The organism is Microcoleus sp. POL10_C6 (assembly GCF_036701585.1).
GTDB lineage: Bacteria > Cyanobacteriota > Cyanobacteriia > Cyanobacteriales > Microcoleaceae > Microcoleus.
The window spans coordinates 32,476-46,217 of record NZ_JAUBRB010000017.1 but is presented as its reverse complement, the minus strand read 5'-3'; the positions used below and the strand labels follow the sequence as shown (position 1 = coordinate 46,217).

General features: G+C 45.7%; 13 protein-coding genes. 6 read left to right on the top strand and 7 right to left on the bottom strand.

From position 1 onward, the window contains the following. Window positions 1–11 precede the first annotated feature (11 nt). From QUA34_RS11780 to QUA34_RS11760, 5 genes are all read right to left on the bottom strand, one after another. Entirely contained in the window at window positions 12–1,703 is a 1,692-nt protein-coding gene (locus QUA34_RS11780; protein ID WP_333386734.1) for a SpoIIE family protein phosphatase, read from the bottom strand. Further along, window positions 1,672–2,136 carry an MHYT domain-containing protein gene (locus tag QUA34_RS11775; RefSeq protein WP_333332052.1) on the bottom strand — a complete coding sequence of 155 codons (465 nt, stop codon included), beginning with the start codon at window positions 2,134–2,136 and terminating at the stop codon, window positions 1,672–1,674. Before QUA34_RS11775 ends, QUA34_RS11780 begins: the two co-directional genes overlap by 32 nt. Before the next feature lie 285 nt (window positions 2,137–2,421). Further along, entirely contained in the window at window positions 2,422–2,700 is a 279-nt protein-coding gene (locus QUA34_RS11770) for a SpoIIE family protein phosphatase (protein ID WP_333386840.1), read from the bottom strand. Window positions 2,701–3,464: 764 nt separating this feature from the next. After that, on the bottom strand, window positions 3,465–4,049 hold the full coding sequence (locus QUA34_RS11765) for a DUF6658 family protein (RefSeq protein WP_333332055.1): 585 nt from the start codon (window positions 4,047–4,049) through the stop codon (window positions 3,465–3,467). A gap of 334 nt (window positions 4,050–4,383) precedes the next feature. Then, on the bottom strand, window positions 4,384–5,121 hold the full coding sequence (locus tag QUA34_RS11760) for a DUF2993 domain-containing protein (RefSeq protein ID WP_333386731.1): 738 nt from the start codon (window positions 5,119–5,121) through the stop codon (window positions 4,384–4,386). A 275-nt stretch (window positions 5,122–5,396) separates the two neighbouring features. Between QUA34_RS11760 and QUA34_RS11755 the strand changes: the two genes are divergently transcribed. From QUA34_RS11755 to QUA34_RS11735, 5 genes are all read left to right on the top strand, one after another. Further along, window positions 5,397–6,809, top strand: coding sequence for an HD domain-containing phosphohydrolase (locus tag QUA34_RS11755; RefSeq protein WP_333332061.1), 1,413 nt, complete (start codon window positions 5,397–5,399; stop codon window positions 6,807–6,809). 248 nt (window positions 6,810–7,057) lie between these two features. Continuing rightward, the gene (locus QUA34_RS11750) at window positions 7,058–7,651 is read left to right on the top strand and encodes a pentapeptide repeat-containing protein (protein ID WP_333332064.1); all 594 of its coding nucleotides are present in this window, start codon (window positions 7,058–7,060) and stop codon (window positions 7,649–7,651) included. Between the two features lie 127 nt (window positions 7,652–7,778). Then, window positions 7,779–8,534 (top strand): DUF2993 domain-containing protein, encoded by a 756-nt coding sequence (locus QUA34_RS11745; protein ID WP_333245476.1) that lies wholly within the window; start codon window positions 7,779–7,781, stop codon window positions 8,532–8,534. Window positions 8,535–8,769: 235 nt separating this feature from the next. Continuing rightward, a complete protein-coding gene (locus QUA34_RS11740) occupies window positions 8,770–9,060 on the top strand; it encodes a DUF1816 domain-containing protein (protein WP_333332067.1) in 291 nt (96 codons plus the stop codon). Between the two features lie 373 nt (window positions 9,061–9,433). Continuing rightward, window positions 9,434–9,709, top strand: a complete 276-nt coding sequence (locus QUA34_RS11735) for a DUF1816 domain-containing protein (RefSeq protein WP_333332070.1) — start codon at window positions 9,434–9,436, stop codon at window positions 9,707–9,709. Between the two features lie 162 nt (window positions 9,710–9,871). On the opposite strand, the gene QUA34_RS11730 is transcribed toward QUA34_RS11735, so the two are convergent. Next, window positions 9,872–10,882: a J domain-containing protein gene (locus tag QUA34_RS11730; RefSeq protein WP_333386726.1), complete on the bottom strand. Its 1,011-nt coding sequence runs from the start codon at window positions 10,880–10,882 to the stop codon at window positions 9,872–9,874. Window positions 10,883–11,773: 891 nt separating this feature from the next. On the opposite strand from QUA34_RS11730, the gene QUA34_RS11725 reads away from it, so the two are divergent. Next, window positions 11,774–11,977 carry a hypothetical protein gene (locus tag QUA34_RS11725; RefSeq protein WP_333084483.1) on the top strand — a complete coding sequence of 68 codons (204 nt, stop codon included), beginning with the start codon at window positions 11,774–11,776 and terminating at the stop codon, window positions 11,975–11,977. Window positions 11,978–12,203: 226 nt separating this feature from the next. Here QUA34_RS11725 and QUA34_RS11720 read toward each other — a convergent pair whose 3' ends face one another. Then, window positions 12,204–13,493: a glucose-1-phosphate adenylyltransferase gene (locus QUA34_RS11720; RefSeq protein WP_333386724.1), complete on the bottom strand. Its 1,290-nt coding sequence runs from the start codon at window positions 13,491–13,493 to the stop codon at window positions 12,204–12,206. Window positions 13,494–13,742 lie beyond the last annotated feature (249 nt).

The window sequence follows — 13,742 nt, the reverse complement described above, 5'->3', positions numbered from 1 at the left end:
GGGCAATCGCTCTAAACCAATGCGGCGGCTTGATGTGGTGACTTGTTTTCTACGCCTAATTCCGTCCGCTTCAAAACCAACAGCGTAATATCATCAAACACTTTTTGAGTGCCGATATGTCCCCGTAAATCGTCAATCACCGCTTGCTTAATTTCTTCAGCCGACAAATGCCAGTTTTGGCGAATGACTTCACACATCTGCTCAACGCCATACTGTTTTTTCTTAATGTCTTTTGCTTCAGGAATACCATCGGTATATAGCACTAAACCATCTCCGGGCTGTAGTTCCATTGAAATGTGACTGATGAAATCAGCAATATCATCGTCGAGGGCGATGGGGAAGCCTAAATCCATTGTGTCGATACGTTCTACCAGTCCGCCAAGGCGCACAATGATTGTTTCTTCATGTTGTCCGCTAATACTGACTTGTCCTTGGGAATAATTTAAAATCGCTAGGGTGAGACTTTTCTCAGATTTCATGCGCTGCACATTTTTGTAGAGGGTGCGGTTGAGCGCATCTAGGAACCGAACCGGATCAGTTTCGCGGATTTCCTTGAGGGTACGAACGGCTGTTTGCGCCATCAGCATCAAGATACCGCTTTCGAGTCCATGTCCAGTAACATCACCGATGCCAAGAGTGACAACACCATCAGTGTTTAAGACATCATAGTAGTCGCCTCCAACTTCATCAGCAGCAGCCATGTATGCAGCAATATCTAGTCCTTCAATTTCCAGTTCAGAAGCATTGGGCAGAATCATCTGCTGCATTTGACGCACGATATCCAATTCCGCACCCATGCGGAGATTGTCTTCCTTGAGTCTCTCGTTGAGGGTATCTAACTTTTGCGCGGAGTCCGCCAGTTGCTCTATGGCTTGTTCGAGTCGATCGGATTGTACCGATATCGATTGGTCAAAAACATCAAGCAACTGCCTCAAAGTCCCTACCTGGGATCTAAGCTGCGCTATCTCCTGCTCAGTGTTTCTTGTGAATATTTGCTTAGAGGCTGTAGCAGATTCATCTTTTTTTTGAGCGAAGACAGCTCCTCGATCGAAGGGCAGCAGTGCTGTCTTTACGTTCAGCGCCAGAGTGCTGAACATCTGAACCGTGCTAATAGGAATCTGGACTTTCAAGAACATGATAATTGCAAACATATTGCCTGAAGGTAATAGACCACCAAACCCCAACACAGACTTGATTCCGAAGGGAATCACAAAGGAGTCTTGAGCGGGAATATAGGGGCTGCCAATCGCTTCAGGTACATAAAAGACGTTGTATTTCCTCTGCTCGATTTCTACCAAAAGATTCGGGTCAGGGTTGATAACTGTTTTTATATCTAAGCCGAGCTGTCTGATGAGTTGTGAGATCATCGGTATCTGAGCGACTACAGATTCGCTTGCCAGCGGAATAGCCTTATGTCCAACGGATGTGTGTCTTGAGTTCCATTCCGTTTGTTCTCCTACTGTTGCCAGTGCAGTCATGCACTTCATGGCAGGCCAAGGGGGATAGTCGCCCAACATACTACGGGCATACTCGGCAAGTTCGACTTCTAAGTCTTCATAAGGGTGAGTTTTGAACAAACGGACTAGGGCGCAGGATTTTTCACCAGTTGGCTTAGTACAGAAATTTTCGTAAAGATACCTAACAATTCTGTTACTCGCCTCTTCCATACTTTCAACCCCCAATCCGAACTGGCGTAGAGCCAACCCGCATTCCGCCATGTCCCTTAAAGTGAATCTCGTCAAGTCGTACATCGGACTTCCTTATAGATTTAGAAATAACGGCAACTAAGAAAGACAGTGCCACAATCCAGTAATTATTGTGCATTTCGGCAGGTACTCGCATCGCCGCCATGCCTATATAAAGCATACTTCCAATGCCAGAGCCCATGAGAATACCGGGGATTAACAATGAGAACCTGCGTGCAAAGCCTCGATGCAAGCTGTAGAAGACGATACCAGATGCAATCGCTGCGGCAAGCCAAGAGACAATCACAAGGGGTAAATTGTAGGCGATCGCTACTGGTAGGTGATAAGCGAGCATTCCTATAAAGTGCATTGCCCAGATGCCCGTTCCCATTGTCAAAGAACGACAAATTAACCAATCTAAGCAAATATTTTTACCATTTTTTCGAGTCATTCTCTCTGTTAATTATAAGGTGGTATAGGAGGTCATAATGGCAATAATGATGGAAAAAATGACGATCAAAAAATCGTATTTAACTACCATTAATAGATTAGTATACTAAAAAATTAAACTGTGACGATGGCTTGGAAGTTCTCTGGAGATTCAGCCTCTTTTGGGGGGCGGCGTTTGAGATATCTCACCACCTCTTCGTAAATTTGACTGCTAAGGCGATCGCCCCGCCGACCATTTTCCCGTTTCCTGTCATCAGTTTATTGTTTTGAGGTATTGGCGATCGCTCTAAACCAATGGGGCTGCTTGAGGCGGTGACTCTGTTGCTACGCCTAATTCCGTCCGCTTCAAAACCAACAAAGTGATGTCATCAAACACTTGTTGATTGCTGATATGTCGTCGCACATCCTCAATCACCGCTTGCTTGATTTCTTGGGCCGATAAATGGCAGTTTTTGCTAATAACTTCACATATCGGCTCAACACCATATTGTTTTTTATTAATGTCTTTTGCTTTGGGAATACTATCGGTATATAGCACTATACCATTTCCTAGCTGTAGCTCAATTGAAATCTGACTGATGAACTCAGCAATGTCATCGTGGAGGGCGATAGGAAAAAGTTTTCCCTCGCAAGCGACACCAATCTGTCGGGAGAGATCAGGGCAAAACTTCTGATATAGAAAGATTCAATAACACCCTGATGCCAATGACTTCTGGCTATTGTAATAAAAACTCGGTCATTTTATAAAAAGCTTTCCAATCATGTGGGAGCTATCGGGTATTTTATCCATCATTACAATCCTTCTTTACGCCTAAAAGTGTTTAGGGTTTTTCCTTGAGCTGTAAAATAATTTTAAAATTTAAGTTTTGTAACGGAACTTTCGTTGACATCTTCAGCTAATTCACTCCGAACAAATGTCGAGTTTAGCACAGTTAGTCGCTGGAGTCGCTCACGAAATCAACAACCCAGTCAGTTTAATTTATGGTAAAATAGTTCATGTTAATCAATATGTTTGAGATTTATTAAACCTGATTGAAATTTACCATAAATACTGTCGGCAATTCGCAGCATAAATCCCAGAAAAGGTAAAATATATTGCTCTGCATAATCTCAAAAAAGTATAAAAAGCGTAAATTTTGTTAAGTAGATAGCAGATATATAGCCTTTCTCAGAAAGATGAGGTACTATAGGGCATAGGGCATAGGGCATAGGGCATACCTCACTTTTTTGAGAACCGCTGTACAAGCATTTATCTAGTTTCAATAAATTATATTATTTATGTAGGGGCTAATTTCAGACAGCCCCTACATCATTTTTGGTTCTGCTAGCTTATTTTTGCAGCGGATTGAGTTTCGTAACTGAGCTTTCCTTGGCATCTTCAGCGCTATCTTTCAGGAAACCAGAAGCATCCTTAAAGGCGGCGCCTACTCTCTCTAAAATATTGGCATCGGGATCGCTGCGATCGAATACGGGTTGAGCCTTAGCCGGCTGTCCGTCTGGCGCTTCTAACAGACTTTTATCTCCGCCGAGTTCGAGGTCGAACTTGTCAGTTTCCAGGGGTGCAGAGCCCGGATAAAGCAGCTTTGAGGAATTAGATTCAGCGGTAGTCGATGCCAGGAGACGATCGCCCACGATCGACAAATCAGCCCGATTCTTTTCTGCTTGAGCAGGCGACTGATTTACTTTAGGATCGGTGGATGTTTTATAATTCGTGTATCCATCACCGCCACCCTTGTGAGGGTTATTCATTCCTCCAGCTTGAACGGGAGGATTCTCAGGCCGAGCACCTCGAACATCGCCCGAATTGCAAGCGGTGCTGGTAAACAGCAACAAACCGGCCATACATACAGTCAAAAATTGAGTCAAAAATTGACCGTTACGCAGTTTTTTCAAAAAAGAAGTTACAGTGTTCACAAGAAGTTCCCAATTTTTAACTACTACTTGTTAAGAGTAAAAGTAAACTACCCCTGCCTGCCTCTAACGGCGGTGATATTTTGCTGCGGGTTGCTATCGACTTTTTTATAACTTTAGAGGGATTTCATAAACTGCAGAGATTTTTCCAGAGCAAAGCATAATGGTAGGGTGCGCCAGTTCCAATAGTTGCTGGAATGGAAGAGCTTTTTTGTTTCTGACACACCCTAGAAGCTGCTAAGGATCGCGAATTAAATAACTTACAATTTTAATTGTTATTGTGGGACGGGCGGAACGCCCATCCCACAAACTTGTGGAAATTATTTAATTCTCATTCCTAATTAGGGAATTGTTCGACTTTCGCTTCAGCTTGCAAAGTCAGCACGCCCGGTTCCACATTTAGCTGCTGAATTCGCAGGGACATTCCCTCAATTTCAAAATTTCGCAAGTTTAAAACTTCACCAGCTTTGTTCGCCAAAGCTTCAGTTAACTCAGGCGAAAATTCGTTGTTTTCAGGATACTCGACATCCTGAAGAGAAATTGCCCAACCCCCCGCTGCGATCTGAGGCTTTGCTGTAAAATAAATTTTTTCAGTTGAGGTAGTTTCCCGCACCACTACCTCAGCATTTAAAGCGATTTTTCCGTCTAGCAATTGGCACTCAATAGTTTTAACGTCTATTGTCTGCTGTTGTCCCTCAACAGTAACTTTTAAATTTTTAAGTTTCCTGCTGATGTATTCGGAATTAAAAGCGCGGTTGATATCGCTTTCTGTTAAAACTGCGCGTGCCGCACCGAAGGCAGGGCCGTTCAGTTCAAGTTTGCCAAACATAGCGGTCAGGGGATTGACAGCAATATCCTTTATGTGAATTTGCAAATCTTCCACACGCAAATCTTGTTGCATTACCAATCCTGTACCTTCAACCGCAACGGCCTCTACTGATCCCTGGGCTAGCTGGATCGGATCGGTGTTGACTGTGACAGACAAAGTTTCGGATTCGTCTAATTTGCTAGCAATAGCAATCTCGGCTACTTTGTCGATCGCCTGTTCACCTAAACTTCTATTTTGTTGAAGCACGCTCAGAATTCCTAATAATATTGTTTAAAAAATAGTAGTTAATACTTAAGTCATTTACCGTCTTCCTCTCGGCAGGTTTCTCGTCTGAAAAAAACTCAGCCAAAGACAGAGGGTTTCTAGAAAATTGCTAAAATTAATCAGGTACTCTTCGGCGCACTCTACATTGACTCGGTTGCGAAGCGGTGAAAACTCAAAAACTCGGACTTTTGCCCAAAGTCTTTTCTAGAAGTTCGATCGCCCGCTACAATAAGTAAGAGCCGGCACCGCTTTTTGCAATGAATTCAGAATCAACTCTCGCTAGACTACAAGCTACACTTCCCGACGGAAAACTGCCTTCTAGCTACGGGGTATACTTCAAAAACACCCTAGTAGCCCTATGTCACGCCCTAGAAGACCACATTTTGCAAACCAGTGGCGGGGAAAAGAGCGAGCTCCAACCCTTAGTTTTGGTAACGTTTCAGCAGGGTAAATGGTATTTACAGGAAGCCGATCGCTACCTAGATATTGCTAATGCTTCTCGGTGCGTTGTCATCGGTGCAGTAGCCGACAGCGGTTTCGCTACCCACAAAACGGGTCAATTAGAAAATGTATCTTTAATAAATCTCGATGAGAGCGACCCCCTCATCCAAGAATGGAATTTAATCATCGTCGCCCCCACATACAAAGCAATGGTGCTTTGCCGCGAACTTTCAGCCGAGGAATACTTGCCCGAGGGCAAACCAGAAGTCGATACAGAACGAAAGTTCTACGGTTTGTGGTCGTTTGACCAGTCTTTGGTGTCGGCCTCGGCAGAAATTTTTATAGAACAGACGCGACATTACAACTCCCCGCTAGCCGACAGTTTGCTGGAAATGTACCACGAAATCCTGGCAACCAAAGGCCCGCCCTTGGCAGATATTAGTGGCGTGGTATCGCGGATAGTCACTTACCTGCAAAGTTCTCAGCAGCAAATGGTGGCAATTAACCGCCAAACCCGCGAATTGTGGGAATTGGAAGGTCAAGCTTTGCGCGTCAGCCGCAATTTGAACGCTAACAAACTTCAAGCTTTTCTGCGGATGGCCCAGCGCGTAGACGAACGCGATACCGCAAATCCTACAGCGTCTTTGCAGGTGGCGGCTTTGTCGGAAACTTTGGGTCAACTACTCGATTTGCCGGCTTTGCAGTTGCGGAGGCTGCGGCTGGCTGGATTGCTATTTCGAGTCGGCTTAATTTCGGCTCCGAATGAGGTGTTTGATCGCACTCCCGATGCTTTCGACCAAGCAACTTTATCATTTTGGCGCGATCGCAGTTTCATTGGTTCCCAACTGCTGCAAGCAATGCCGGAACTATCACCTGTGGCGGAAATTGTCAAGCATCAACTCGAATATTGGGATGGCAGCGGCAGGCCAGAGGGTTTGCGAGCCGAAACCATACCCGTTGCTTCGCGGATTTTGGGGTTGGTCGCTGATTTTCAAGAATTGACTCAACCCCGTGGGGAGCGTGCGGCTTTGAGTTTGAGCGAAGCTTTGGAACAGTGCCGCGAACTGTCGGGCACTCGCTTCGATCCGGCTTTGGTGGAAACTCTCAGCAACGTCGTCAGGCTGGCAGAAATGGGTTTGATGCAGTTACCGAACCGCCCCAGCCAACTGCCTAACGTGTGGCTGGAGGATTTGGGCGATCGAACGACCGCGGCAGCTCCGGCATTATAAAATAACTAGATTGGTAATGGGCGATCGGTAATTGGTAATTGGGAACTTGTACAGAGCTTGTGCTGAGCGCAGCCGAAGTGCCTAGCCGAAGTATTGGGCATTTAAAACTCAGCACAAAATCTGTTCCAGCACTACAAAAAATCAAAAATCAGCCTGTGCTTGCTAAGCGCACCCTACCACTGGGAGTTGTGTCCGCTGCCTGTCTGTGCGCTAATGACTGATGACTAATGACTAATGACTAAAAAATAATGACTAATGACCTCGAAGCCATACGTAAAGGCAAAATTTTGATGTTGGCTGGCACTGATTTAGCCGGCAAAGACTTAGCGGGAGCCGATCTCGCCAATGCTAATTTGTCTCAAGCCAACTTGAGTGGAGCTAATCTCGCGGGCGCTAACTTGCAGCGGGCCGTATTGCGAGCCAACCTCCGAGGCGCTGACTTGAGCGGCGCTGACTTGCGAGGCGCAGATTTTCGCAATGCCGATTTGCGGGGAGCTTCCTTCGCTAACGCTTTAGTCCGCGACGCAAGTTTTGGGGGTGCTTTTTTGACGGGGGCATCCATCGGCAATTTGGATTTGAGCGGTGTCGATTTTCGCGGTGCCGATTTGCGGGGCGCTGCTTTGGCTAGGGCAATTTTGCTTGGTGCGGATTTGAGCCATGCTAATTTGTCTGGCGCTGATTTGTCGGGAGCTGACTTGGAAGAAGCGATCCTGAATGGAGCCGTACTTCGGGGCGCTAACCTGACGGGGGCTAATTTGCTTTGTGCCATGATGGAACAAACCTTTTGGGATGGAGCGTTGCTCGATCGCGCCTGTCTCCAAGGTACCCCTCTGAGCGTTTAAATTTCAACAATGTTGTTTTGAAGACAGACAAAAAACAAGATCTGCTTATGAGGTGAATAAGCACAAGCAATTTTTACATTTCTTAATATGAGGTTATAATGGCGACTGTAGATGAGCAAACGAATAAATGGTAGCAGCTTTGTTTAGCGGTACATCCTTTCAAGGTCAAAGTGGCGATCGCCTTGTTAGTAAAGTAGCAGGAGCTGCGATCGCAGCCTTATTCAAGCGTTCTGAAAAGGCCGAGGCCAACATCCGAGTCGAACCAGTAGCCAAACTCTTGCAGGGAAGCATCGACGGTTTCGACTTCGTTGGCAAAGGTATGTTGATGTACAACGGCCTTCGCATAGAAGTGATGGAACTCTACCTGCAAGCACTCTCCATTGATTTTGGAGCGATTTTTGCAGGTCAAGTGAAATTGCGGCAGCCTACCCAGGCAAATATGCGAGTAGTCTTAAGTCGATCGGATTTAACCACCTCATTCAATACACCTTTTGTAGTTGAAAAACTCCAGAAGCTGAAGTACCAAGAGCAATCTCTGCACTTTCAAAACACTGAAGTCAGCTTCGGAACCGACAAATCAATTCGGCTTCAGTCCGAAATTACCGTAGGCGAGGCCAGCGAACCCGTCAAAATAGATATTACTGCTCAATTGCAAGTAGAAGACCGACGTAAAATCCAATTTGTCAGCGTTACTTACGGCGGTGACGGGCAAGCAGTAGACTTGGGTCAAGCTATAATTGCCCACGTAAATAACTTGCTAGACTTAGACAAATTTGCCTTAGAAGGCACTCAACTGCGAGTAGACCGCTGCCGAGTTCAGAACGACGAGCTGGTTTTCTACGGTTGGGCTGGTATCGAACAGTTCCCCAAAGGCAAGCGCTAAACCTCAGCAGGCTGAGGTTTGCCCAGCCATCTAGTTTGGAAAAAGAGCATTTTTTAGTTAGCAAACAACCCGCACCGGCGGGTTTTGCTTTAGATTTTAGATGGCAAGAAAAATCTAAGATCTAAAATCTCGCATCTAAAGTCGATCGACGCAAAATCAGCACTGAGGTTGATTCGATTGGGCAAATTATTTTGATAGATTCAAATAATAAATTAAACCACTCTCAAGAATAAAGATGCTCGGATTTTATTTATTTTGTATCTACGTCGCAGTCTTGTCCGTGTTTGCCCGGCCGGGCCACCGCCGGTCGGAGAAATGGTGGGTAGAAATTATCACCGATTTGCCCCACTGTACCTACTATTTTGGCCCCTTTGACACCGACAAAGAAGCTTCCAGCAATACTCCAGGCTACATAGAAGACTTGGAAAGCGAGGGAGCCAAAAGGGTTAGCATCCGCATTAAACGGTGTCAGCCTTCGGAACTCACAATTTGCGATAGTGAATTCTCAGAGGGTATCGCGGCTTAAGAATTTTGATAGTCCAACCGGCAGAAACCGGGTTTTTTGACGAAAATACTCCATCTATTGCGAGGGGTATCGGTTAAACAACCCGGTTTGTCGGCGTCTAGAGTGCGTAAGTTCTGTTTTAGTTTTTCATTAACTGAAGCCTCAACAATAATATTAAGCATCATCTTGTCCTAGTCCTTACCCTGCGGACTTTATATTTGTAGTGGTGGCTTAAAAGTAGGCATCTTCTCCGCCAAAATGCAGATTTTAGCTAGCATTAACTGCCAAAAATAATTGGGGCTAAATCAGCACTGAGGACGAGCCGATAGATCCCGTTGCGTTGATAAATTGAGAGAGAACAGAAAAAACTACTTAAGTCTTCCCAGAGGTAAATATGTTTGAAATCTCTATGTTGGGTATGTTTTTCACTGCCCTTTGGGTGCTAGCTCAACCTGCTAGCAGCACTCGACGCGACGAATGGTGGGTAGAAGTTGATACAGATTCGCCAAAGCGTACCTATTACTTTGGGCCCTATGACAGCAGAGAGGAAGCTTCTGACAGATCGACCGGCTACATCCGAGACCTGGAGAACAAAGGAGCTAAAAAAATTACCATCAACCTCAAACAAGGTAGCCAACCTACTCAGCTAAGAGCTAGCGAAGAGTCTTGAGAAGGTTGGAAAGTGCAAATTACGGGCGAAGAAAAGTTGACTTATTAACAGGGTTTTTTTCAAATGAGATCGCGCTTGCATACAGTAGGGACACAACAATGCTGTGTCCCGATGAAAGAGTGAAGAAAGAATCTTATTTGCGTCCGAGAAATGCACGCTTTTTCAAAGCACCATCTGATTGAGATTACTGCGAGGATTAAAAGTGCGATTGGCTTTGAGTTTTTCATAGCATTCGCGTTCTACACTGCTAATTTCTTTCGGTGGCACGATCGCAATTTTGACCAACAAATCAGTCCGCTCGTTTTTCTTCGGTTTCGGCCATCCTTTGCCTCGCAACCGCAAAGACTGACCCGAACGAATCCCGGCTGGAAATTTCACAGTGATCATACCTTCAGGCGCCGGCACTTCAATTGAAGCTCCCAACACCGCTTCGTCAGGAGTTATCGGCACTTCGCAGACCAAATTCTCTCCCTCAAACTGGAAGAAAGCGTGAGGCAAAACTTCTAATTTTAGGTACAAATCTCCCTGCTGCTTCGTGTACGGGTCAACTTGACCTTTGCCTTTTATCCGAATTTTACTGCCGGTTTTCACTCCTGCTGGAATCGAAACTTCGCCCGTGGCGACTCGCTTAGAAGTTCCCCGAAATGCTTCCCCCAGAGTCAGAGAAATGGAGACCTCGGTGTCGAGAGAGCTGACTGCGCTGCGGTTTTCGTACCCCGCGAAATCTTCAAATCCGCCAAAACCTGTGGGCCCGCCGCTGGTGCTGCGGTAGTTGCTGTAATTCCACTTGGCATTGCGGGCATTACCCGGACTACTACCTGCGCGACCTAGCAAGGCATTGATAAATTCGTCAAAACTGCCGTACTCGCTGAAGTCAACCCCGCCAAAGTCTACATTCGTACTGCCCCCGCCGGGCCATCCGCCTGGAGTTGTGGCAGCTTGCTTCCAGTATTGACCGTATTGATCGTATTTTTTGCGTTTTTCAGGGTCTGAGAGCACTTCGTAAGCTTCGTTTACTTCTTTAAAACGAGCTTCTGCTTCTTTGTTGCCGGGGTTCATGTCCGGGTGATATTTGCGGGCTAGTTTGCGGAAAGTTTTTTTAATTTCGTCAGAACTGGTCGTTTTGTTGAGTCCCAAAATAGCGTAATAGTCTTTAAAATCTGTTGCAGCCATTAAGCAATCCCCTCTTTATTAGTTGTTATTTGTTAGTTGTTAGTTGTTAGAAAGAATAAATCCCAAATTACCCGCAGGATGGCGCATTAGTATAATGCCAGGAGCCGAAGTGCCTGCGGCATCTCATTCAAATTATAGGTTATCAAAGGTTTGAACTCGATCGAGTTCGGTTGTTGCTTGGCGTTCGATCGCAATTTCCGCACTCCCCTGCTGTTTAAGATTTTATAGCATTCGGCTCTCTCGTGTCCAAGGGAGCTGAAGCAGCAGCCTCTAGAAATGCTTTTGGCATTCGACAACACAAACAATAGCTTTCATCAATTAAGAACGTCCTTACCCTCTAGGGCGTTGCTATACCTGTGAGCTTTGAGACGGTGAAACTCCTGCGGCGAATACTTTTGGGGAGTTATGAGACTTAGGGCTTTCGGGAGGCTGCAGCCCGGTTGAGGTGAGGCGGGCAAGCTGCTGCTGTTGCGGGCGCGAGCCTAGGAGGGTTGACTGGCGCGGACGATCAATCTTTTTTTGGTCTTTTTTTCCGGGGCACGGTGCGATGGCTACGCCCCGGCTTACCCCTACGAACTTCTCGATATGAGCTTGATCACCCAATCCAAATCTTAGCAGGTTTCCATCAGCAAGTTCTGTCAAATCTGGTTTATGAATTGTGACTATATAATACCCTAAATTGCGCCGTTTTTACACAGAATTTCTAGATATTTTTTATTCACCCCAGACCCCGGCTAGAGAATTTTATTTTTACAACCTCTGAATACATTTAAGTCAAAGTAATATAACATAATTTCTTCGCTGTCTGTTAGCTAAATCACACACTTGTATAAAACATTAAGATAGGATAGTAGAGCGATAAGCTTTTAACGCTACTAGGGTGCTAACATTATGAATTATTTGCTAAGTTGGCCTTGTGGCTGCTGCGACGATTGGAAAGATAGTTCCGAGAGTGCTGTGGTGCTCAGAAACGGGCAGCGCATTTGTCAGTCGTGCTACCAGCGCAAATACAAGAATCAGAAGCTATTCGCCAGACGCAGGCGAGCGGACATATCTGTATCGCGGCAGACAGTAACAGAGACTGTCGCTTATTAATAATGCGCGAGCCTTTGAATAAAGCCAAGTATTTCGACAAACTCGCATCAGCGGTGGGAATTAATAATCAACAAAAAAAAGAATGAATTTCGTCATCAGTCATCAGTCATCGGTCATTGGTGATCTGTCACTAATTTCATTATTTATCATCAGTCACTTGAAAAGCAGGTAACAGATTTTAACTTAAAAAACTAATGACTGACGACTAATGACTAATGACTAATAACTAAATGATAGTTCCATCAGGAATCGTGGCATTTTTCAGAACTACGATAATGCCACTGCGGATGTAAAAACCTTGGTTTTCGCGGTTGGCTTCTTCCACTCGGTCTTTATTAATTATTTGAACATTGCGGCCGATGCGAGCATTTTTATCCACAATCGCGCGGCGAATTGTAGTATCTGCACCGATACCAAGGGCGACGCCGCCGTTGTCCAAACTCGAATGCCGTTCGGCGTCGGGTTCGTAGAAGTCAGCACCCAGGACCAGGGTGTCTTGAATCGTACATCCAGCTTCAATGCGCGATCGAACTCCCAACACAGAATGGTCGATCCGGCACTCTTTGAGAATGCAGCCTTCAGCAATAATCGATTCAGTGACGTGAGTATTTAAAAGCTTAGTCGGCGGCAAGAAACGCGGGCGAGTGTAAATTGGCGCCTTTTCATCGTAGAAACTGAAAGGCGGCTGAGGCTGTTTTGTCAGAGCCAAGTTAGCATCGTAAAAAGCCTCAATGGTTCCGATATCTTCCCAATAATCGTCAAACAAATAAGCTTGAACGTTGTGGTCTTTTGAAGAATTCGGAATTATCTCTTTACCAAAATCAGTTTGGTTTGGAGATTCTTTCAGGAGTTTAATCAGAACTTCTCTTTTGAAGACGTAAATCCCCATCGAAGCAATGTAAGGACTTTCCTGAGCTTGCTGCGCTGTCAATCCCAGTGTAGTAGTATCCACCTGCATTTGTTTGAGCGCATCGCCTTTTGGCTTTTCGCTGAAAGAAACAATGCGGCCGGTGTCGTCGATTTTCATCAAACCAAAATCCGACGCCCGCTTCTCGTCCATAGGCAAAACCGAGAGGGTGATATCCGCGTTGGTTTCGCGGTGTCTCTGCACAAACTTCTGGTAGTCCATGCGATAGAGGTGATCGCCCGAAAGAATCAAGTATTCATCAACGTCCCACTGTTCTAGCAGCGAGAGATATTGGCGAACTGCATCGGCTGTCCCTTGAAACCAGTTGGGGTTTTCCTGAGTTTGCTGGGCGGCGAGCACCTCGACAAATCCCTCGGTGAAGCCGGAAAACTGGTAGGTGCGAGAGATGTGACGGTTGAGGGATGCCGAGTTGAATTGGGTGAGGACGTAGATTTTGACTATTTCCGAGTTTATGCAGTTGCTGACAGGAATATCGATGAGGCGATATTTGCCTGCGAGGGGAACTGCGGGTTTGGCTCGCAGTTTGGTTAGGGGGTAAAGGCGGGTGCCTACACCGCCACCGAGGATGATGGCTAAAACTTTTTTCAAGGAACTTTCTCCCTAGGGTCGATTAACTCTCCAAGTACAGTGTCGGATGGTGAGGGCTTCTTGACAAGGGGGGGGAGCAAGGAAGTTTTGAGTTTTGAGTTAGGAGTTGAGTCGCTTACACAGAAACCAGGTTGTTTAATCCAAATACTTCTTCAAACTCTCAATAAGAGTTAAAAAATCCGGTTTAGAAGAGTTGGAGTGTGTCCGGGGCTGGAGTTAGGAGTTTTGAGTTGTGAGTTAAAATACCCA

What these genes read in the sequence shown, in the direction of transcription:
- QUA34_RS11775 (WP_333332052.1), bottom strand. Translation starts at nt 2,136, where the DNA reads ATGACTCGAAAAAATGGTAAAAATATTTGCTTAGATTGGTTAATTTGT.
- QUA34_RS11755 (WP_333332061.1), top strand. Translation starts at nt 5,397, where the DNA reads ATGAATTCAGAATCAACTCTCGCTAGACTACAAGCTACACTTCCCGAC.
- QUA34_RS11750 (WP_333332064.1), top strand. Translation starts at nt 7,058, where the DNA reads ATGACTAATGACCTCGAAGCCATACGTAAAGGCAAAATTTTGATGTTG.
- QUA34_RS11745 (WP_333245476.1), top strand. Translation starts at nt 7,779, where the DNA reads ATGGTAGCAGCTTTGTTTAGCGGTACATCCTTTCAAGGTCAAAGTGGC.
- QUA34_RS11740 (WP_333332067.1), top strand. Translation starts at nt 8,770, where the DNA reads ATGCTCGGATTTTATTTATTTTGTATCTACGTCGCAGTCTTGTCCGTG.
- QUA34_RS11735 (WP_333332070.1), top strand. Translation starts at nt 9,434, where the DNA reads ATGTTTGAAATCTCTATGTTGGGTATGTTTTTCACTGCCCTTTGGGTG.
- QUA34_RS11730 (WP_333386726.1), bottom strand. Translation starts at nt 10,882, where the DNA reads ATGGCTGCAACAGATTTTAAAGACTATTACGCTATTTTGGGACTCAAC.
- QUA34_RS11725 (WP_333084483.1), top strand. Translation starts at nt 11,774, where the DNA reads ATGAATTATTTGCTAAGTTGGCCTTGTGGCTGCTGCGACGATTGGAAA.